Origin of the sequence: Bacillus sp. MYb209, from assembly GCF_002975175.1 — a bacterium.
Lineage (GTDB): Bacteria > Bacillota > Bacilli > Bacillales > Bacillaceae_G > Bacillus_A.
The window spans coordinates 106,343-126,636 of record NZ_PCNZ01000011.1 but is presented as its reverse complement, the minus strand read 5'-3'; the positions used below and the strand labels follow the sequence as shown (position 1 = coordinate 126,636).

The window sequence follows — 20,294 nt, the reverse complement described above, 5'->3', positions numbered from 1 at the left end:
CTTCTTGATGTTGCCTAACTTTTTTCAAAATGTCCTTTACAAAGGGTACAGATTAGTAGAAGCTTCTTTTTTTTATTACTATTTTTCACATGCAACTCCATCGCCATCACGATCAAGTTTAGAGCTATATCCTGGTTGGTCTCTATATAATGGAGCTTTCCCAGCATTTTTAACTTCAGTACAATTTTTGAAATATGTATTACTATTGTTTCCAGCAGCCGGTTGTGCTTGAGCTTGCTGTGCTTTTTGTTGTTCCTGTTGTACGCGAGCTTGCTCAGCAGCTTGACGTTGCTGTTCTTCTTGTTGTTTACGAGCTAGTTCCTCGGCTTGACGTTTTTGCTCTTCTTGTTGTTTACGAGCTAGTTCTTCAGCTTGGCGTTTCTCATCTTCTTGCTTACGAGCTAGTTCCTCAGCTTGGCGTTTCTCATCCTCTTGCTTACGAGCTAGTTCTTCATCTTGACGTTTCTCATCTTCTTGCTTACGAGTTTTTTCGTCCGCTTCTTTCTTTTCTAATTCCTTTTTCTTTTCGTCATCTTTTTTCTCTTCACTATTAGAAGCGACTTGTTTATTCGTTGCTGTCGTTTTTTCAGAAGAAGGATTTGAAATACCTGATAGCGCAGCAAAAATGACAAATAAAATAGCTGTAATAATAAATTGTTTTTTTGCTACACCTGTTTTCTTAATAACAGATAATATTGCAAGAACAAGGAAGAATATAAATAGAATGAAACTTAAAATAGAAAAAAATTCGACGACTGGGTGTTCAGATTCTGTTGTGCCGGTCACCATTAAGACAATTGAAATCATAAAAAGAATAGCGGTAGAACGACCATATTTTATTGCTTTACCATTTTTCTTAAAGAACGAGACGATGCAAAGAATTAAAAGGATAAAAGCAATAAAAAATAAAGCTGCACCAATATTACTCAAAACTTCCATTTAAATACCTCCATTTGTAAGATTTTCTCTATTGATTATATAAAAATTCATTGGGAATTACAGGGTTTTTAATAAAATAAAAAGATTTATATTATTTTTAATAGATGAACAAACAATCATTTTGTATATAAAGAAAAATGGATTTGATTCCTATTACCTTTTGAAAAGATTTTCATAGATTATAGTATCTTATTTGAATGGAATTCCAATTGTTAGTTAATTGTGTGTTGCAAGAAGGGAATGCTTACTTTTTAGTAACAAAAGTAGATGATGTTATTACGTTGAAGGTGCCAATTACAGCAGGAGTAGCAGGCTTATTTTTAGCTTTAGGTGTACCAAGATGTTCTTAATTTAGATTTCTATAGTAAAAGGATGAGGGACAAGCCTTATCCTTTTACTATTACATAATTTTGTTATGTAAACTAAAATAGTTATGCTAGTTATTTTATATTATTTTTACAATAGCACGTTTAAAACGGACATGCATATACTATAATGTTTCAGTAGCCTTTGGTGATGAAACATAGTTTTTAAAAAGTATATCGAAAGTAGAAGGGATACTCTTTTTAATTATGAAAATAGATGAGGTGCTAGTATATATGAAAAGACGAACGTATGACATTCCAGTCGCGTTGCGAAGAGAATGGTTTTTAATAGAGTTAGCGCATTTAACAAAGAAATATGGGATTGAAATTGCAACTAGTAAAATAGAAGATGCACCATTTCTTAGAGATCAAGTTACAGAATTGAGAATAGGAGCTGGTTTGCAATACGATAAATATGATGATGAGTATATCATCGGATTTTAAACAAAGAAGCTGCGTATAAAAGGTTATTAAAGAGACCTTTTATACGCAGCTTTTTTTGTAAAGAGAAAGCTTTATTGAGAAATATTCAAAACGCTTATTGTAAAAAGGAATGAAGGAATGTTGAGAGAATAACGTTTGATAAGAAAGGAATGCGGCTATTAATTTCTTATTCTAATGTATCTTAAAAGTAATTGATTAAATGGAATTTAAAACAATTGGTGTTCAACAGAATGGTAGCGCTTTCTTTCAGGCGGAAAAGGGGGATGTTAATGGGAATTATGAAAAGGAGTATCGCATTATTTATTGTACTTTGTTTTATGAGTCCGATGGTTTTTAGTACAAATGTACACGCGGAGGTTGTAACAGAGCTTAAGACTGGTTTTCCAGATAAAGAAGTATTTACTCCTGGAGAATGGTTTTTAGGTCAGAAACCTGCTAATTATGATGAAAATAAACCACCAATTCTCTTTGTGCAAGGAAGAAATGGTAATGCGGATAGTTGGTATGGAAAGACAGTATATCATGATATGAATGATATGTACGACTATGCTTTGAAAGCAGGTTATCAAACTGTATTTATTCAATTATACGATGCTGCTGGGAAAGGATCAGCTAGCCAATGGGACAATGGAAAATTGTTAGCACAAAAGCTTGAAGAAATTTATAATCATTTTGGTAAAAAAGTAAATGTTGTAGCTCATAGTAAAGGTGGTATCGATACACAAGCTGCGTTAGTTGGATATGGAGCGAATCGATTTGTTGGAAATGTTATTACGCTTGCCACTCCGCATTACGGATCAAATTTAGCGGATTTATCATATAGTTGGTGGGCAGGATGGCTTGCCTCTATATTAGGTCAAAAAGATGATGGGACATATTCATTGCAAATAGGTGAAATGGCAAAGTTTCGTTCTACAATAGATAATAATCCTGCAGCTAAATTAAACCGTTACTATACGGCTACTGGGACAAGCTGGGGACCTGTTTTTTCAGCATTATCTATGGGCGGGTTGTATTTGTCATCATACGGTTCTAATGATGGATTAGTGAACGAATGGAGTGCTAAGTTACCATATGGAACACATTTATTTACGGATGCACGATTTGATCATGATAATATACGAAAAGGTTCAGCTGTTTTCGCACGAATTGAGCCATATTTACGGACAGCAAATGTACCAGTACCGGTTTTATTAGCCCCGAGTAATAGTTCAGAAGAAAAGGTAGAACAATTAAACACAACTTCTAATCAAGCTATTTTAGGAGGGGAGTTGTCACAAAATCAGTGGGTAGGGCAAACTATCGCAGTTGATAAAAAAGCAGAAGGGGTAGTCTCTGTTTTAACAGCTTCTTCGGATGTAGAAATACAACTAATATCTCCAAAAGGAAAAGTTTATACAAATAAAGATAGTGCTGTATCTACTGGTGAAGGTGAATCTCTCTTTAAAGGCGCGACTATAAGAACATTTAAATTTGATAAAATGGAAGCAGGAGAATGGCAAGTTAAAATGATGGCGAAGCAGCCGAAAGATGCATATTTAATCGTAACCGATTACAAAAAAGATGCTCCGTTCGTCCTTCAAATGCCAGCAAAAGTTAAAGTAAATAAAGCAGAGTATAAACTCAAAAAATCACCTGCAGCTCCAGAAATGAAAGGCGATCTTTCAGTAACAGTAAGAGTAATTAATAAAGATGGAAAGTTAGTTTCTGAATCAAATGAATCGCAAAATATTAATGCAAATACATTTACAGGTGCTTTGAAAAATATAGAACAGCCGGGTGTATATAACGTTACAATTGATATAAAAGGGATGAATAAGGAAGGACAACCGTATAATCGTACGATAGTTAAGTCGGTTTATGTGGAGAAGTAGGAAAGAATGAATCGGTTTTAATAAAAAAAGTGCCGAATTCTTGTGGTAGAAGGATTTCGGTACTTTTTCATGTTTATTAGATGAATAGAAAAGTGAAATGGGAGTTTATGTTCTATAAGAGGATGATAGGAATCAAAAAAACGTTATGCAATAAAAAAAGATGCTGAATTAGCCGGAACCGTAACAATAGTTTCGCCAACTAATTGAAGGCATTCGTTATTTGATGAAGTATTCATTTGAAAAGCGAAATCACCTTGACTATTATCAAGTGGATTGTTATTTAAAAATATAGTTATGACTGGAATATGGGGAAATACAGGATTTAACGCATTATCCGAAAAAAAGTCTCCTTCCTCAAGCGTGTGAAGGACGATAGTCCAACGGTAGGTGGGAGATGAATTTCGGTTTGGCGTAGCCAAAAAAATTGGTTTTTCTATTTATTTCGCCTCTGATATAATCAGCTTTATAAGAGGTAAAGTTTGGTATAACAATGAAATTAGATAATAATAATTCAATGTTCATGTTGTGTTATAACTATGTAAGAGTCATGAGATACAGAAGAAATATATTTGATGATGACGTGTTAGACTATGTAAACGACATGTTTGGAATGGTATCTGAGAAGTACAATATAACATTGGTAGAATGGAAACATGACAAAGTTCATTCATGCATATAAGAGTGCGAGTTCTCAATGAATAAAAAAATTCCGCAAGTAAAAAAAGAAGGTTTTGGTCAACATGTTTTTCCTTACGAACGATTGGTGATTCGCTATAGATATAGAAAAGAAGTCTATGGGAAATCAAGGCGAAAAGTGAGATGAACTGATATGACAAAGCATAATAAGGCGTACAAATTTCGTCTGTATCCAACAGAAGAACAAGCCTATCTGATACGTAAAACTTTTGGGTGTGTACGCTTTGTATATAACAAAATGCTAGCTGAACGGAAAGAAATATACGAAAAGTACAAAGAGAACAAGGAAGAGCTGAAGAAACAAAAATTCCCTACTCCTGCGAAATACAAAGTAGAGTATGAATGGTTGAAAGAAGTCGATTCATTAGCACTGGCCAACGCTCAATTAAACTTGCAAACTGCGTATAAGAATTTTTTTAGTGATCAAAGTGATTTTCCTACATTCAAAAGTAGAAAGAGTAGAAAATCCTATACAACGAATCGAGTAAACGGAAATATTATGTTATTTCATGGTTATATCAAATTACCGAAGCTGAAATTAGTACGACTGAAGCAACATAGAGAGATACCGCAAAACCAAATCATCAAATCATGCACGATTTCGATGACACCAACCGGTAAGTATTACGTATCTGTCTTGACCGAATATGAAAAGGAAATCATTCAAAAAGAAGTAGAAAGTGTAGTTGGATTAGACTTCGCAATGGCTGAATTGTACGTGAGTAGCGAAGATGAGAAAGCCAATTATCCTCGCTTTTATCGTCAGATGATGGATCGATTAGCAAAAGCGCAACGAGTATTAGCAAGACGTGTGAAAGATTCAGCACGTTGGAATAAACAACGGATCCGTGTAGCGAAGTTGCATGAAAAGGTCGCCAATCAACGTAAAAATTTCCTTCATCATAAATCGAAAGAATTGGCTACTCATTTTGACGTTGTAGCAATAGAGGACTTACATATAAAAGGAATGTCACGATTACTTCGCTTTGGTAAAAGTGCCCTTGATAACGGTTGGAGGATGTTCACGACATTTTTAGCATATAAGCTACAAGAACAAGGCAAACAGCTTGTAAAAATAGATAAATGGTTTCCTTCTACAAAGATGTGTAGTCGTTGTGGAAACAGAAAAGAAATGTCATTATCTGAACGCACATAGGAGTGTTCGTGTGGACTAACAATAAGTCGTGATTATAATGCAGCTATCAATATCAAAAGGGAAGCCATACGCTTATTAACGTTGGCATAAATAGTAACAAAATAACCTTTGGAACAAGGGAGTTAGCTCGGCTGTCCTAAGACAAATTCGTTAGCTATCAAAAGTAACGGTTAACCGAGAAGCCCCCACTTCAAGTAAGCATGTAAGAGATACTAAGTGGTGGGTAGTTCACAGTAGTGTTAATACTTGAGATGAAAGAAATTCGATAATCACCAACTTTACTAAATTGTATAGTAGTCGGATTTAGTAAGGAAACTCTATCCGAGGTTTTAAAATATTGAAGTATGTAAACTTTAAGATAGTATATCGCCAAAGTAAAGAAGAGAAGTATTTAAAGGTAAGCATTTTAGTGAAACAGAGAAATGGAAAAAGCGATGACTAAGTTTCCAACTTAGTCATCGCTTTTTATTTATGCAATTGAGCAGGAAGAAGACAAAAGATATCGAATGAATGTAATTATACAGAATTGTTTGCTTTTGGTTGAATAGTAGTTAAAGATACGTTAGTTATACTTCAAACCGTAAGAAAAGAGAGATTAAATAATAGAGGGAGCAACTTACATGGAAAATATATTAAAGGTATCCTCAAAATCAAGTCCAAATTCAGTGGCAGGTGCAATAGCGGGTGTACTAAGAGAACGTGGCAATGTAGAAATCCAAGTAATTGGAGCTGGTTCTTTAAATCAAGCGATTAAAGCAATTGCGATTGCAAGAGGTTTTGTCGCTCCAAGTGGAATTGACTTGGTTCTTGTTCCAGCGTTTCAAGAGGTTACTATCGATAATCAAGAAAGAACAGCAATCAAATTAATTGTAGGTCCTAGAAGGAGAAGGTCTTAATAGCGAACACTAATATAAGGGGATTTGAAAAGGCCAATAGACTCCAAAAAGTTAGACACGTTATTTCATTTGGTAGTTCCTTGGACACGGTATTGTACCGGACTCATGACTTTTAATTTCCCCTTTGATTTAGCGAGTTCTTCTAGAAGTTTAAAAATGCCAAATCCTTTGTGACATAAGGGATTTGGCATTTTTGAAGTTTTTATGTTTTTTTTAATAAACAATCCTAAAACTGCTCATTCTTCTCCCAAGATTCTACAATATAATGAGCAATCGTTGGGTTGAATCCTTTACCAACTAAGAACATAATCGCAGCAACTTCTGTTAAAGCATGTTTGTGTGATGTATGTTTCGCTTCATTTAAACCGTAATCTACCCAAGGTTTTACGAAATCAAGTACAGGTTTCTTTAAAGGTAAAAACTGTGTACCGACAACTTGTTGGATTTGTTGTTGCGTTGGTTCTGTAATAGGTCCTGGTGGTAAAATTTGTGGCTGCGTAATATCGAGTGTTGGCCCAGGCGGTAAAATTTGCGGTTGCGTAGGATCGATAGTTGGCGGTGCTGGTGGTGAAACTCGCGGGTCATAGTTTGGCTGATACATTTGTTGTTGGTATTGCGGTTGTTGTTGTGGCTGAGTTGTGTATGGATTTTGTTGATATTGTTGTTCTTGGGTGCGCTGCGGTACATATGGATTTTGTTGTTCTTGAGTGTACTGAGTTGTGTATGGATTTTGCTGATATTGTTGTTCTTGAGTTGGTGGTGCTACGTATGGATTTTGAGGATATTCATAATTTGGACGTGTGTCATATGGATTTTGTTGATATTCAGTTTCTTGAGTTTGCGGTGTTGCGTATGGATTTTGTTCGTATTGAGGCTCTTGATGTTGTGTCTCTTGCTCCCCGTACTGTTCAGCATATCTTTGTTCCTTATGTTGAGGGGAAAAAGGTTGTTGTGGGTAAGGCGGTTGATTATTATAGAACATGTTTATTCCTCCTTCATAATGATGCCTACCACCTAGTGTATGGGCGGACAAGAAAATATGTGATGAAAAAATGCGGGCGTGTTACAATAAGTAACTGGGTGAAGATAAAATGATAAAACGAGAAAAAATAAAAAAAACAATAACTTTCGTAAAACATATTTTAGAAAAAGATGCGAGTGGGCATGATTGGTATCATATTGAACGCGTACATAAATTGGCGATTTCTTTATCCGAGCAAGAAGGGGGAAATCGTTTTATAATTGAAATGGCAGCATTACTTCACGATGTAGCAGATGAGAAGTTAAATGAGAGTGAAGAAGCAGGAATGAAAAAGGTTTCGGATTGGTTAGAAGAGCTACATGTTGAACAAGAGGAAAGTAAACATATTCTCCACATTATTGCGAATATGTCCTTTAAGGGTGGCCATGGTGGTAAAGTGGAATCAATGGAAGGGAGAATTGTTCAAGATGCGGATCGTTTAGATGCTCTTGGTGCAATTGGAATAGCTCGTACATTTGCATACGGAGGAGCGAAAGGGAGATTAATGTATGATCCCAATGTTCCGCCTCGTGAAGTGATGACGAAAGATGAATACCGAAAAAATAACGATCCATCTTTAAATCATTTTTATGAAAAACTTTTAAAATTAAAAGACTTAATGAATACGAACGCGGCAAAACAAGAGGCTGAAGTTCGTCATCGTTATATGGAAGAGTTTATTGAACAATTTATGAAAGAGTGGAATGCACAAATATGAAAATGTTAACTGTGGAGAACTTATCGAAATCATACGGAGAAAAACCGTTATTTGATGGATTATCATGTAGTATTACAGAAGGACAACGTGTCGGAATTATTGGTGTAAACGGTACTGGTAAATCGACATTATTAAAAATTATTGCAGGGTTAGAAACTCCTGATACAGGTGATATGACGCATTCACGTGGTTATACAATTAGTTATTTATCACAGCAACCAGAGTTTGATGAAAAACTAACAGTATTAGAGCAAGTGTTCCATGGTGATACACCTTTAATTCGTCTTCTTCGTGATTATGAAAAAGCACTATTAAATATCGAAAAAGATCCAAGTAATGAAAAAGTACAGGAACAATTATTTGCAGTGCAGCAACGTATGGATGCAATGAGTGCATGGGAAGCAAATGCAAATGCGAAATCTCTTTTAACGAAATTAGGAATTACAGATTTCACTGCAACTGTTGGAAATTTATCTGGTGGACAGAAAAAACGTATCGCAATGGCACAATGTTTTATTGAAACACCTGATCTATTAATTTTAGACGAGCCTACGAACCATCTTGACCATGAGACAGTTGAATGGTTAGAAGAATATTTAGCGAGATATACAGGTGCGGTATTACTTGTAACCCATGATCGTTATTTCTTAGATCGTGTGACAAACCGTATTTTTGAATTAGATAACGGTAAACTATATAGCTACGAAGGAAACTATAGTACATTTTTAGAAGCGAAAGCACTTCGTGAAGAGCAAGAATCGGCACAAGAATCAAAACGCCAAAATTTGTATCGTCGTGAACTTGCGTGGATTCGCCGTGGTGCAAAAGCCCGTTCTACGAAACAAAAGGCGCGTATTCAGCGTTTTGATGAGCTGAAGGGACAAGAAGGACCAGCAGCGAAGCAATCAGTTGATATTGCGCTTAGTGGAAGTCGTTTAGGGAAGAAAGTACTTGAGCTAAAAGATGTAACGAAAAAATTCGGCAATAAAACGGTATTACATAACTTTAATCATATTGTGAAACCAGGCGATCGTATTGGGATTATTGGAGCGAATGGAAGCGGGAAATCTTCACTATTAAATATGCTTGCAGGAAAATTATCTCCTGATAGTGGTGAAATTGAAGTTGGACAAACTGTAAAAGTTGCTTATTATACGCAAGAAAATGAAGAGATGAATTTAAATCAGCGTATGATTGAATACATTAAAGAGATTGCAGAAGTTATTCATACGACAGACGGAAAAGTAATTGGCGCATCTCAAATGTTAGAACGTTTCTTATTCCCGACGCATTCACATGGTACACCGCTTGGAAAACTATCTGGTGGTGAAAGAAGACGTTTATATTTATTGCGTATTTTAATGGGAGAACCAAACGTACTACTACTTGATGAGCCTACGAATGATTTAGATACACAAACATTAACAGTGCTAGAAGATTATTTGGAAGATTTCCCAGGTGTCGTTTTAACTGTATCACATGACCGTTACTTCTTAGATAAAGTAGTAGATGAATTGTTCATCTTTAGTGGTGGAGGCGAAGTGAGTGAATTCCTAGGTAGTTATACTGATTATTTAGAAACGGAAAAAACGAAAGAGCTCATTGAGAAAGCGGAAGTTCAGAAAGAGAAAAAAGTAGTAGAAGAAGTGCCGAAACAACAACGTAAACGTAAACTGTCATATAACGAGCAGCGCGAATGGGAAACAATTGAAGATACAATTGCACAACTAGAAGAGAAACTTGAGTCAATTGGAGAAGAACTTGCGAATGTTGGATCTGACTTCACAAAGGCACAAGAATTATCTGAAGCAGGGCAGAAGATAGAAGAAAAGCTAGAAAAAACGATGGAACGATGGAGCGAGTTATCTGACATCGTTGAAGGTTTAAAATAAAAACAAGCTGCATATATTGAAATGTAAAGAGAAAAACTTTACACTATTGGTAGAACCTATTTTAGGAGGGGAAAAAAATGAGAACATCTAATCCAATGTTGAAAAAAGACGCATTTCGTAAAGAGGGAGCAAGTGCTTCTGCGATGACTATTGGTGGAACAGTAGGCAAAACGTTTATCATGCTTATCTTACTTCTTGCAACGTCTGTCTATTCATACATACAGATGACAAATAATATGATGAAGATGCCAGTATTAATTGGTGCTTTAGTTATTGCGGCAATCGTTGCGTTTGCATCTATCTTCTTCCCGCGTATATCACCAATTGGTGCACCGATTTATGCGGCAGTAGAAGGGGTAGTGTTAGGAAGTATTTCAGCAGTCTATGCAATGAAATTTCATGATTCTATCGTTTTAAACGCTGTATTACTAACAATCTCAATTCTATTTGCGATGCTAGTGTTGTATGCAACGCGCGTAGTAAAAGTAACTGATAAATTCCGTACGGGTGTAATAGCAGCGACAATGGGAATTGCGGTTATGTATTTAATCGTATTCTTACTAAACATGTTCGGTGTTACTGTTCCATATATTCACCAAGGTGGAACAATTGGTATGATCATTAGTGCAGTTATTATTGTAGTTGCTGCATTAAATTTATTACTAGATTTCGATTTAATCGAAAGCGGCGCACGTAGCCAAGCTCCAAAATATATGGAGTGGTACGGTGCAATGGGTCTAATGATGACTCTAGTATGGCTATACTTAGAAATTCTTCGTTTTGTTTCTTACTTTACGAAAAATGACTAATAAAAAAATCCTGCATGAAATGTGCAGGATTTTTTATTTTTAAAGATAAATTGAAAATATGATGTTGGCGACTTGAATTGAGGGGGATGGAATATGATGAAAGAGAAAAAAGGGATTATGAAAAAACTATTTTCTAAAAGTTTTTTCATAGAACTAGATGACGCTTTAATGTATCCATCAGCAGAAGTCATTCGTTCAGCTATCGAAGGATATGTGCCTGAATGTAATGAACACCTAAAATTTGAGAGTAAAGTTAAACCGATTACATTCTACTTAGAAGATGTATTGTATAGCGCTGAAATAAAGATGGCTCACGGAGGATATTACATATCTTGTAGTGAAGTATAATATTTTTTTGTAACCTTACATGTTTGAAATATGTAAGGTTTCTTTTTTGCTTTTGTAAGACATATAGTAATACTTTTTACTTATAAACATATTATTTTGCACTTTTTACCCTTCACACATTTTTCTTTACAATGAAGAAAAATATGTGAGGTGGTATAACTTATGATGAATCGAGTTGTATTAATCGGTAGATTGACAAAGGAGCCAGAATTATACTACACAAAACAAGGAGTCGCTTATGCACGAATATGTGTTGCGGTAAATAGAGGATTTCGAAATAGTTTAGGTGAACAACAAGTCGATTTTATAAATTGTGTCGTTTGGCGAAGATCCGCTGAAAATGTAACAGAATATTGTACGAAGGGGTCACTTGTTGGGATTACAGAGCGTATTCATACGAGTAATTACGATGATGAACAAGGAAAGAGAATGTATAGAACTGAAGTTGTAATTGAGAGTATTACATTTTTGGAGAGAAGGAGGGAGGGGGCATCGCAATAAAATGGGATTTTAAACAATAGGTTCGGGAGAATTAGGTGGAAAGAGAAAGAATGAAAAAGTATGATAGTGGAAAGAAATCAGCAAAATAAAGCATCCGAGTAGGTTTAGATAGGTGGAACATGTTACAATACCCCTAAGAACATGCAATAAAGGAGAGTTTTTCACGTGAAGATTAAAGCAATTGAACCGACGCCAAGTCCGAATACAATGAAAGTTATTTTAAATGAAATATTACCATCAGGGGCACGTAATAATTATACAAATGAAAATAAAGAACAAGCACCAGTGCAAGTGCAAGAGATTTTGAAAATTGAAGGCATTAAAGGTGTGTATCATGTAGCAGACTTTTTAGCAGTGGAGCGAAATGCGAAGTTTGACTGGAAAGTATTATTACAACAAGTTCGTGCTGTTTTCGGCGAAGAAATAGTAGGAGAAAATGAAGAGCAACAACTTTCTCACTTTGGAGAAGTAAAAGTGTTTGTTCAAATGTTCTTTACAATTCCGATGCAAGTGAAGTTAACAGATGGAATGACAGAAGAGCGTGTAGGCTTACCCGAGCGCTTTAAAGAATCAATTATGAAGGTGCAAATGTCTGCGCCTAACGTTGTGAAAGAACGCAAATGGGTAGAGCAAAGTACACGTTACGGTAATTTTGAAGAAATCGGTAAAGAAGTTGTGGAAGAAATCGTTGCTGCGTATTCAGAAGAACGTGTAAATCAAACAGTTAAAGAATTATTAGATCAAGCAGGTGCTGTTGAAGTAACGATTCAAAAGCGTGAGCCATATAAAGTAACAGAAGAGATGATGAAAGATTCTGACTGGAAAAACCGTTTTGCAGCTTTAGAACAAATGGATCCATCAGAAGAGGATATGCCAGTATTGAAAATGGCGTTAGATGATGAGAAAGTCTCAATCCGCCGCTTAGCAACAGCTTATTTAGGGATGGTAAAAGGTGATGGAGTATTGCCGTTATTATATAAAGCATTATTAGATCGTTCTGTAAGTGTTCGCCGTACAGCAGGGGATTGCTTATCAGATGTAGGTGACCCAGCAGCGATGTTCGTTATGATTAAATCTCTGAAAGATTCAAGTAAATTAGTACGTTGGCGTGCAGCAATGTTCTTATTTGAACTTGGTGATGAAAGTGCAATTCCGGCATTAAAAGCAGCAGAAGATGATCCAGAGTTTGAAGTAGCAATGCAAGCACGTTTAGCTTTAGAACGTATTGAAGGCGGCGAAGAAGCAAAAGGTTCTGTATGGAAGCAAATGACGGAGTCTCGTAAAGGGGAATAATATATGATTGTTTTCTATGATAGTTGGTGTCCGATGTGTACGGCAGTGGCAGAGCGGACGAAAAGGTTAGATAAAAAGGGAAAAATGAAATTTGTTTCATTTCGAGATGAAGATGTAGTTGAGAAGTATGAACTATCTCAAGAATTACAAAGTAAGATGGAACAAAGACTGTATATTTTAAAAAATAATAAGTGGTATGACGGAATTCACAGCATTTACGTATTAGCGAAGGCTGTTCCATCTTATTGGTTTGCAGTTCCTTTTATAAAGCTATCTATCGTAGTTGGATTTGGAAGTAAAGTATACGAATATATTGCCAACAATAGAAAACTTGTCCCAGTTGGACACTGCCGTGAAGGGGTTTGTGAAATCCCTACAAAAAAATGAAATCATCGTTATCTTTCTTTTGCACCTATTAATAGAGCGTGATATGATGAATTTGGAATGAAAGTTGAAGGAGAGATTACAAGATGTCAAATGCATATGAAGAATACATGCGTCAAATGGTAATTCCAATGCGTCAAGAGTTAGTGCGTTCTGGATTTGAAGAGTTAACTACAGAAGAAGCTGTAACAGAATTTATGGAGAATGCATCAGGTACAACTTTAGTAGTTGTAAACTCTGTTTGTGGTTGTGCAGCTGGTTTAGCACGCCCATCAGCAGGTCAAGCGGTTGTTCGTGCTGAAAAACAACCTGAGCATCTTGTAACTGTATTTGCAGGTCAAGATAAAGATGCTACTGCAAAAATGCGTGAATACTTCGGAGAAATTCCTCCATCTTCACCATCTATGGCATTACTAAAAGGAAAAGAAGTTGTTCACTTCATTCACCGTCATGAAATTGAAGGTGCAACTATGGACGAAATTATTACGAACTTAGAACAAGCTTTCGAAAAGAATTGCTAAAGAAGGGGGAGAGTAAATCTCCCTCTTTTCTTTATATAGAGGTGACACAATGATAGTAACAACAGCAGGAAGAACAAATAAAGAAATGACAGCTTATGCAAATAAGGTAGCGGCAGAATTAAAGAGTCCTTTCGTTTTACGTAATGATATACCTGTGCACAAACTGCATGAGCAGTATGAACAAGATGTGCTTATCGTAGGGAAAAACCGATTAGCTATTTATCCAAAGGGTACGGAAGAGTCGTTTTTCTTTCATCCAAACTCAGCGATGTTTCGTGTGAAAAGGTTAATGCGCGGAGAACATGATCCGTTTATACAAGCTGCCAAATTAGAGAGCGGAATGACAGTATTAGATTGTACGCTCGGTATGGCATCAGATAGTATTGTAGCTAGTTATGTTGTTGGTGAAAGTGGAAAGGTAACAGGACTTGAAGGCAATGAATATATGGCTTATATTATGAAAAATGGTTTAAAAACATGGTCTTCATCTGTTTCTGAAATCGATGAGGCAATGCAAAGAATTGATGTAAAACAAACGGAGCATTTCGCATTTTTAACGCAATGTGAAGATAATAGTTATGACGTCGTATACCTTGATCCGATGTTTGAAGAAACTGTCATAGAATCAGATGGAATTAAAGGGTTAAAACACTTCGCTTTGTATCATGATATTACTGATGAAACAATTGCGGAAGCGAAGCGTGTGGCGAGAAAGCGTGTCGTTCTGAAAGATCATTTCCGTAGTTCTAGATTTGAAAAACACAATTTTCACGTATATAAAAGAAAAAGTGCAAAGTTTCACTTTGGTGTAATTGACCCTTGCTAATTGTTTGAAAAGATGTATAATAAGCAATAATTAATTAAATATACTGTCTGTGATGAAGAGAGTAGTCTTTTTCAGAAGGAAAGCGAGCTAGGGATGGTGTGAGCCTAGTGCAGAAGAAAAAGATGAAGCGCACTTCGGAGACGCTTCTTGAACGAATAGTAGAGTAAGCCGAGGCCCCCTGTCCTCGTTATAAACGGGAAAGTGGTTCGGAATGAACAACAAGGGTGGTACCACGGGTTAAAACTCGTCTCTTTTTTAGAGACGAGTTTTTTGTGTTTTAAAAAATAAGGAGGTTACAGTATGGAGTATAAAACGCAGTTTGCGAAGAGCTTATCAAATATTATTACGAACGAATTAACGCAAAATCAAATTTTAGATTTAATCGAAACACCAAAACAAGATGAATTCGGTGATGCAGCGTTCCCATGTTTTTCACTAGCGAAACAATATAAAAAATCACCAGCTACTATCGCAAAGGAAGTTGCGGAGAAATTAAATGACCCATTTTTTACGAAAATAGAGGCTGTTGGCCCGTATGTAAACGTCTTTTTTAATCGTCAAACAGTAAGTGATGAAGTATTAAAAACAATTTTAGCGGAGAAAGAAGAGTACGGTCAAAATCACTTTGGATGTGAAAAAACGGTAGTTATCGATTATTCCTCTCCTAATATCGCGAAACCTTTTTCAATGGGGCATTTACGTTCTACAATGATCGGTAATTCGCTGAAACATATCGCCGAAAAATGTGGATATGAAGTTGTAGGAATCAATTATATTGGAGATTGGGGAACACAGTTTGGGAAGTTAATTACTGCATATAAAAAATGGGGAAATGAAGAAATAGTTAAAGAGGATCCAATACGTGAGTTATTTAAGCTATATGTTCAGTTTCATGAAGAAGTAAAAGAGAACAAAGAACTAGAAGAAGAAGGACGCTCATGGTTTAAAAAACTAGAAGAAGGAAATGAAGAAGCAGTTGAACTTTGGAATTGGTTCCGTCATGAGTCTTTAAAAGAATTTTCTCGTATTTATGAACTTCTCGGTGTGGAATTTACAAATTTTCAAGGAGAAGCTTTCTATAACGATAAAATGGAAGACTTTGTTGGGATTTTAGAAGAGCACGACTTACTGGAAGAATCAGAAGGGGCATTAGTCGTTAATTTAGAAGAAGAAGGTATGCCGCCATGCTTAATTAGAAAATCAGATGGTGCTACCATTTACGCAACACGTGACTTAACGGCAGCTGTGTATCGTCAAAACACATACGAATTTGATAAAGCGCTATATGTAGTTGGCCCAGAACAAAGTTTACATTTTAATCAATTTTTCACTGTATTAAAAAAGCTTGGTTATGACTGGGTCAATGGTATGGAACATGTACCATTCGGGTTCATATTAAAAGACGGTAAGAAAATGTCGACACGTAAGGGCAGAATTATTTTATTAGAAGAAGTGCTAGAAGAAGCTGTTGCACTTGCGGAACAAAATATTGAAGAGAAAAATCCGAATTTAAAACAAAAAGAAGACGTGGCAAAACAAGTCGGTGTTGGAGCAATTATCTTCCACGATTTAAAAAATGAGCGTATGCATAATATCGAATTTTCATTAGAAAATATGTTGAAATTTGAAGGAGAAACAGGACCGTATGTACAGTACACGCATGCGCGTGCGTGTTCAATTTTAAGAAAAGAAAGTGTGGAATTTGAAACGTGTAATTTTGAATTAAAAGACGATTACAGCTGGAGTGTAGTAAAATTACTCAACAAATTCCCGCAAGTAATTGAAGCGGCCTTCAACAAAAATGAGCCATCTATTATTTCAAAATATGTATTAGATGTAGCACAAGCGTTCAATAAATATTATGGAAATGTTCGTATTTTAGAAGAGAACGAAGAAAAAGAGAGTAGACTCGCATTAGCTTATGCTGTGACGGTTGTATTAAAAGAAGGCTTACGTTTACTTGGGATGGGTGCTCCTGAGGAGATGTAAAAAGAAACGGAAAGAATCCATTTAATGTACAATGACAATTATATACGTTACTTTGGTAATGAACTGTGAATGATATATACAAAATAAGTGTAATATAGAAACAAAAAAAAAAACCGGATGAATCATTTATCCGGTTTGTTTTTTTGCTTTTTTGAATAAACCTCTTAACTATAAGGAGTTATATGATACGAAGTGTAAGAACTCTATAATTTTGTTGCGAAATCAATTAAAATATTTGTAGAGAGGATGGTTCGTATTGATCAGAGATTTCATTTTACATATTCCTTGTCATAGAATACCGAAAAGGAGTTTCCATAAATTACAAAAACACATACCTTTATGTGCACGATGCACAGGTATGCTTATTGGTTTCTGTATGTTTCCAATTTACTTTTTAATAACCCCTTCGTTTACTCTCCCATTAATGCTATTCTTTTTTGCTCAAATTCCTTTACTCATCGATGGATTCACCCAAAAGTGGAAATGGAGAAACAGCACAAATTTGCTAAGAGTAACGACCGGCTTATTAAGCGGTAATGGTATGGGACTATTTATTGCATCTAGTATTATATGGATTATATCTTAAACCACATATCAACGGAGGTAGCTACTTATATGTTTTGGATCTATTTAATTCTAATTTTCATTTCAGGAGGAAGTGGAATCGGTTTTATTATTCATGAAAAATATACAGAAGCAATAATAGCGTTTGTTATTTGCGTATTATTTATTGGACTACTATATTATTATCTTAAAAGAAGAAAAAAGAAGAGAAATTTTGATTGTAGCAATTTAGATTGTACTGATTGTTTAGATTGTGATTGTACTGATTAAGCTTTTACTTATCTATATGTCTTTAATAAGTAAAAAAGGCTAGCGTATTTTTAAAGATGTACTGGCCTTTTGTTTAAAATTCTCCTATATGTGCTTGTAATCCCCGGATATTTAATACTCTTTCGATTTCTTCTTTATCTTCTGTATTAATAAAGCTTTCCTTTTCGTGAGAACACGTTATTAACCATTTTTTTCTGGATTTAAAGAATGATAAATCCTCCGGTAAGTAAGGCATTACCCATTCATATAAAGAATTAGATAATTCCTTCAGGACGTTTTTAGCGTTGGCATCAGCGTAATAGAAATACACTTTTGCTGTTTGATTATCGCCTAAAATAGTACTGGCCCACTCAGATTGCTCAGTCATTTCTTTGAATGAACCTTCTAGTTTCATTAAGACGGGCTCAAAAGAGTGTAACGGTCCCATATCATTTCTTAAAACTAAATGGAATTCATCACAAATGTCAAAAGCTAAGTCTAGTAAATCAACATAAGTTTGTTGTTTCGGATTGGAATCTATTACTATCATATATTATCTCCTTTCCTCAACCTTACATAATAATGTTATTTATTGGGATTATTACGAATTATATACAATTATTATCTTATCGAACCACTAATATGCACACAAGGTTTTTCTGTATGATTGGGATTAATAATTATTTTTAAAAATTAGTTTATCGATTAGGCGGGGAGATATAAAGTACATGTATTATGTATTGTTTTTATTTGGTCTTAACTATCTAAAATTTCAACAAAAGTGTAGGAATATATCTATAATATAGAGAACTTTAGTTGTGTATATAAAAGGGGGCCGTTAGACTTGGAAGAGTATGATTGGAATAGTAGGCTAGCGTATTTAAGAAATACGAGAGATTTATATTATAACGATGATTATTTAAGTTTTTTAGTCAATTCAGTTTGGAAGATTACTGAACCTGTACATATTGTTGATTATGGTTGTGGATATGGTTATTTAGGTTTAATTTTGTTGCCTTTACTTCCAAATGGATCAAAGTATACAGGCATTGATAGCGGGGAAGCATTAATAGCTGAAGCGAGAGAGTTGTTTCGTACACTTCCATATGAATCTGAATTTCTTGAGGGGGATGCTACAGAAATTGAATTGAAAAATAAATACGATATAGCTGTCAGTCATGCTTTCTTATTACATATGAATTCGCCCAAAACGATGTTGCAAAAAATGATAAATTCAATTGAGGAGGGCGGAAAGATAATATGTTTTGAACCGAATTGGATTTCTAATATGTCTTCATACACGCTAGATGGAGTAATTCAATCGGAAATTATCCGGCTTGGTGTTTTGCAGAAGCTATTTGAAGAAGATGCACATAGAAGTGGTAAAGATGGCAATATTGGTATGAAGATACCGATATATTTAAGTGAATTAGGTGTTAAAAATATTGAATGTAGAGTAAGCGATAAAGTGAATTTTTTAGACTCTAATATAAATCAAAATGAGAAGCAAGGTTTATATAATTCTCTAAAAGAAGAGGGAATCGCTAGTAATCCAGGTGAGAAACAACAATTTATAAACCGTTTAATGAGTAGGGGCTTAACGTTTGCTGAAGCACTCGCTCAATATGAAGCAGAACTACGATTTTTTGAAGTGTTTCATATACACTCTTCTTTGTTATATGCTCCAAATATGAGGATTACTTTTGGGGAAGTTAAGTGATAAATATCATACTAGAAAAGTAGGGGATATAATGAGAATTGCTACTTTTAATATTTGGAATCATGAAACATTGTGGTCTGAAAGGTTAGAGGCTATTTGTGAAGAAGTCCAAAATATTGCTCCTCATATTTTAGCAATTCAAGAAGTTCGGAGTTGTATTAATGAAGAAAAGAAGACAAATGGTGCACAATATCTTGCGGATCAAATAAATTATCCATTTTGTATATTTAAAGAGTATCCAGATTCTCCAGATGAAGACCTAGCTTTTTTAAGTAAAATTCCTATCTTAGCTGAAGAAGCTATTTGGGAAACCGATATAGAGGAATCGAATTATTGTGCCATTCGAATCATGTTAAAATATAAAGAGTATAAGCTCGGGATAACGAATGTTCATTTAAATTGGAAATCTAGTAAGGTAAGACAAGAGCAAATGAATACCGTGAATAATTGGATTAAAAACAGAGTTAGTGGCTACGAATTATTATGTGGTGATTTTAATGATGATCCACATTCAGGGGTGCATCAATACTTAATAAGTAATCAATGGATAGATGTGGCTCAGCTTAAAGAAAATCAAGATAACATTCTTGCCCAGCCAACGTTAGATTATGGAAAGAATACAAATTTAATAGGGGATGAAAAGCAAGGAGAACGATATGATTGGGTTATGATACAAGAAAATGTCGCGTTTGAATTTCCAAATATAGAAGATGTATCTATATTTGCGGATTCAGCATTAACTTCATCATGCGTATTCCCAAGTGATCATTACGGTGTTTTTGTGGATTTAAAATTTGAAAAGTGAAACAAAAGGGAAGTTGTTCCAAAGGTAATTTGGAACAACCGCCCTAATATTATGAAATTGAAGATAGGATGATTGTCGTTTTTGTCGGTAAATCGATATATCTTGTCGAGTCGTTGATATTTTTTGAGTTACGATAGATATATTTGAAAAATCGTTGATATATTGTAAATTACGATAGATATATTCAGGAAATCGTTGATATAATTTCATTCACTGAATGAAGCCTCAAAAAAGAAGATAAAACCCATCTTCGAATAATACATGTTATTTCATCAAATTAAACA

The 20,294-nt window shown here is 35.0% G+C and carries 21 protein-coding genes, 4 pseudogenes and 1 other annotated feature; of the genes and pseudogenes, 20 read left to right on the top strand and 5 right to left on the bottom strand.

Translation table 11 applies throughout. The annotated features are described in order from the left end of the window. Window positions 1–78: 78 nt before the first annotated feature. Window positions 79–939, bottom strand: coding sequence for an excalibur calcium-binding domain-containing protein (locus CQZ94_RS17595; RefSeq protein ID WP_105586408.1), 861 nt, complete (start codon window positions 937–939; stop codon window positions 79–81). A 197-nt stretch (window positions 940–1,136) separates the two neighbouring features. Between CQZ94_RS17595 and exsG the strand changes: the two genes are divergently transcribed. The 3 genes from exsG (at window position 1,137) to CQZ94_RS17580 (ending at window position 3,622) form a co-directional block, all read left to right on the top strand. After that, a complete protein-coding gene (gene exsG, locus CQZ94_RS17590; protein WP_000395676.1) occupies window positions 1,137–1,289 on the top strand; it encodes an exosporium protein ExsG in 153 nt (50 codons plus the stop codon). 249 nt (window positions 1,290–1,538) lie between these two features. Continuing rightward, complete coding sequence (locus CQZ94_RS17585) at window positions 1,539–1,748, top strand: hypothetical protein (RefSeq protein ID WP_142395861.1); 210 nt, start codon at window positions 1,539–1,541, stop codon at window positions 1,746–1,748. Window positions 1,749–2,011: 263 nt separating this feature from the next. Then, a complete protein-coding gene (locus tag CQZ94_RS17580; protein ID WP_374954549.1) occupies window positions 2,012–3,622 on the top strand; it encodes a lipase family alpha/beta hydrolase in 1,611 nt (536 codons plus the stop codon). Window positions 3,623–3,786: 164 nt separating this feature from the next. Here CQZ94_RS17580 and CQZ94_RS17575 read toward each other — a convergent pair. Continuing rightward, window positions 3,787–3,957 (bottom strand): annotated as a pseudogene (locus tag CQZ94_RS17575) (preprotein translocase); the annotation flags it as partial. A 155-nt stretch (window positions 3,958–4,112) separates the two neighbouring features. Between CQZ94_RS17575 and CQZ94_RS17565 the strand changes: the two are divergent. Further along, a pseudogene (locus tag CQZ94_RS17565) lies at window positions 4,113–4,440 on the top strand (transposase). An 11-nt stretch (window positions 4,441–4,451) separates the two neighbouring features. Next, window positions 4,452–5,564, top strand: a pseudogene (locus tag CQZ94_RS17560) (RNA-guided endonuclease TnpB family protein). 136 nt (window positions 5,565–5,700) lie between these two features. Here CQZ94_RS17560 and CQZ94_RS17555 read toward each other — a convergent pair. Further along, a pseudogene (locus CQZ94_RS17555) lies at window positions 5,701–5,790 on the bottom strand (preprotein translocase); the annotation flags it as partial. A gap of 304 nt (window positions 5,791–6,094) precedes the next feature. On the opposite strand from CQZ94_RS17555, the gene CQZ94_RS17550 reads away from it, so the two are divergent. Further along, entirely contained in the window at window positions 6,095–6,370 is a 276-nt protein-coding gene (locus CQZ94_RS17550) for a stage V sporulation protein S (protein WP_105586405.1), read from the top strand. 226 nt (window positions 6,371–6,596) lie between these two features. Here the strand turns inward: CQZ94_RS17550 and CQZ94_RS17545 are convergent, their stop codons facing one another. Next, on the bottom strand, window positions 6,597–7,352 hold the full coding sequence (locus CQZ94_RS17545) for a hypothetical protein (protein ID WP_105586404.1): 756 nt from the start codon (window positions 7,350–7,352) through the stop codon (window positions 6,597–6,599). 109 nt (window positions 7,353–7,461) lie between these two features. Between CQZ94_RS17545 and CQZ94_RS17540 the strand changes: the two genes are divergently transcribed. The 12 genes from CQZ94_RS17540 (at window position 7,462) to CQZ94_RS17485 (ending at window position 17,506) form a co-directional block, all read left to right on the top strand. Beyond that, window positions 7,462–8,109 carry an HD domain-containing protein gene (locus CQZ94_RS17540; RefSeq protein WP_105586403.1) on the top strand — a complete coding sequence of 216 codons (648 nt, stop codon included), beginning with the start codon at window positions 7,462–7,464 and terminating at the stop codon, window positions 8,107–8,109. Then, window positions 8,106–10,001, top strand: a complete 1,896-nt coding sequence (locus tag CQZ94_RS17535; protein ID WP_105586402.1) for an ABC-F family ATP-binding cassette domain-containing protein — start codon at window positions 8,106–8,108, stop codon at window positions 9,999–10,001. Before CQZ94_RS17540 ends, CQZ94_RS17535 begins: the two co-directional genes overlap by 4 nt. A gap of 77 nt (window positions 10,002–10,078) precedes the next feature. Beyond that, entirely contained in the window at window positions 10,079–10,810 is a 732-nt protein-coding gene (locus CQZ94_RS17530; RefSeq protein ID WP_105586401.1) for a Bax inhibitor-1/YccA family protein, read from the top strand. A gap of 93 nt (window positions 10,811–10,903) precedes the next feature. After that, complete coding sequence (locus CQZ94_RS17525) at window positions 10,904–11,158, top strand: DUF4318 domain-containing protein (RefSeq protein WP_105586400.1); 255 nt, start codon at window positions 10,904–10,906, stop codon at window positions 11,156–11,158. Window positions 11,159–11,320: 162 nt separating this feature from the next. Further along, complete coding sequence (locus CQZ94_RS17520; RefSeq protein ID WP_105586399.1) at window positions 11,321–11,659, top strand: single-stranded DNA-binding protein; 339 nt, start codon at window positions 11,321–11,323, stop codon at window positions 11,657–11,659. A 165-nt stretch (window positions 11,660–11,824) separates the two neighbouring features. Next, window positions 11,825–12,952 carry a conserved virulence factor C family protein gene (locus CQZ94_RS17515; RefSeq protein WP_105586398.1) on the top strand — a complete coding sequence of 376 codons (1,128 nt, stop codon included), beginning with the start codon at window positions 11,825–11,827 and terminating at the stop codon, window positions 12,950–12,952. Between the two features lie 3 nt (window positions 12,953–12,955). Beyond that, window positions 12,956–13,339, top strand: coding sequence for a thiol-disulfide oxidoreductase DCC family protein (locus CQZ94_RS17510; protein WP_105586397.1), 384 nt, complete (start codon window positions 12,956–12,958; stop codon window positions 13,337–13,339). Window positions 13,340–13,422: 83 nt separating this feature from the next. Beyond that, entirely contained in the window at window positions 13,423–13,857 is a 435-nt protein-coding gene (locus CQZ94_RS17505; RefSeq protein ID WP_105586396.1) for a BrxA/BrxB family bacilliredoxin, read from the top strand. A gap of 49 nt (window positions 13,858–13,906) precedes the next feature. Then, the gene (locus tag CQZ94_RS17500; RefSeq protein WP_105586395.1) at window positions 13,907–14,683 is read left to right on the top strand and encodes a class I SAM-dependent methyltransferase; all 777 of its coding nucleotides are present in this window, start codon (window positions 13,907–13,909) and stop codon (window positions 14,681–14,683) included. Window positions 14,684–14,723: 40 nt separating this feature from the next. Next, window positions 14,724–14,938 (top strand) — a binding site (T-box leader). A gap of 45 nt (window positions 14,939–14,983) precedes the next feature. Continuing rightward, window positions 14,984–16,672, top strand: a complete 1,689-nt coding sequence (gene argS, locus CQZ94_RS17495) for an arginine--tRNA ligase (protein ID WP_105586394.1) — start codon at window positions 14,984–14,986, stop codon at window positions 16,670–16,672. A 256-nt stretch (window positions 16,673–16,928) separates the two neighbouring features. Beyond that, on the top strand, window positions 16,929–17,258 hold the full coding sequence (locus CQZ94_RS17490; RefSeq protein WP_105586393.1) for a DUF2085 domain-containing protein: 330 nt from the start codon (window positions 16,929–16,931) through the stop codon (window positions 17,256–17,258). A gap of 29 nt (window positions 17,259–17,287) precedes the next feature. Further along, window positions 17,288–17,506 (top strand): hypothetical protein, encoded by a 219-nt coding sequence (locus CQZ94_RS17485; protein ID WP_105586392.1) that lies wholly within the window; start codon window positions 17,288–17,290, stop codon window positions 17,504–17,506. Between the two features lie 73 nt (window positions 17,507–17,579). Here CQZ94_RS17485 and CQZ94_RS17480 read toward each other — a convergent pair whose 3' ends face one another. Continuing rightward, the gene (locus CQZ94_RS17480) at window positions 17,580–18,035 is read right to left on the bottom strand and encodes a stage III sporulation protein AH (protein ID WP_105586391.1); all 456 of its coding nucleotides are present in this window, start codon (window positions 18,033–18,035) and stop codon (window positions 17,580–17,582) included. 294 nt (window positions 18,036–18,329) lie between these two features. Between CQZ94_RS17480 and CQZ94_RS17475 the strand changes: the two genes are divergently transcribed. Next, window positions 18,330–19,205: a class I SAM-dependent methyltransferase gene (locus CQZ94_RS17475; protein ID WP_105586390.1), complete on the top strand. Its 876-nt coding sequence runs from the start codon at window positions 18,330–18,332 to the stop codon at window positions 19,203–19,205. A 31-nt stretch (window positions 19,206–19,236) separates the two neighbouring features. Next, the gene (locus CQZ94_RS17470) at window positions 19,237–20,010 is read left to right on the top strand and encodes an endonuclease/exonuclease/phosphatase family protein (RefSeq protein WP_105586411.1); all 774 of its coding nucleotides are present in this window, start codon (window positions 19,237–19,239) and stop codon (window positions 20,008–20,010) included. The last annotated feature ends 284 nt before the right edge of the window (window positions 20,011–20,294 follow it).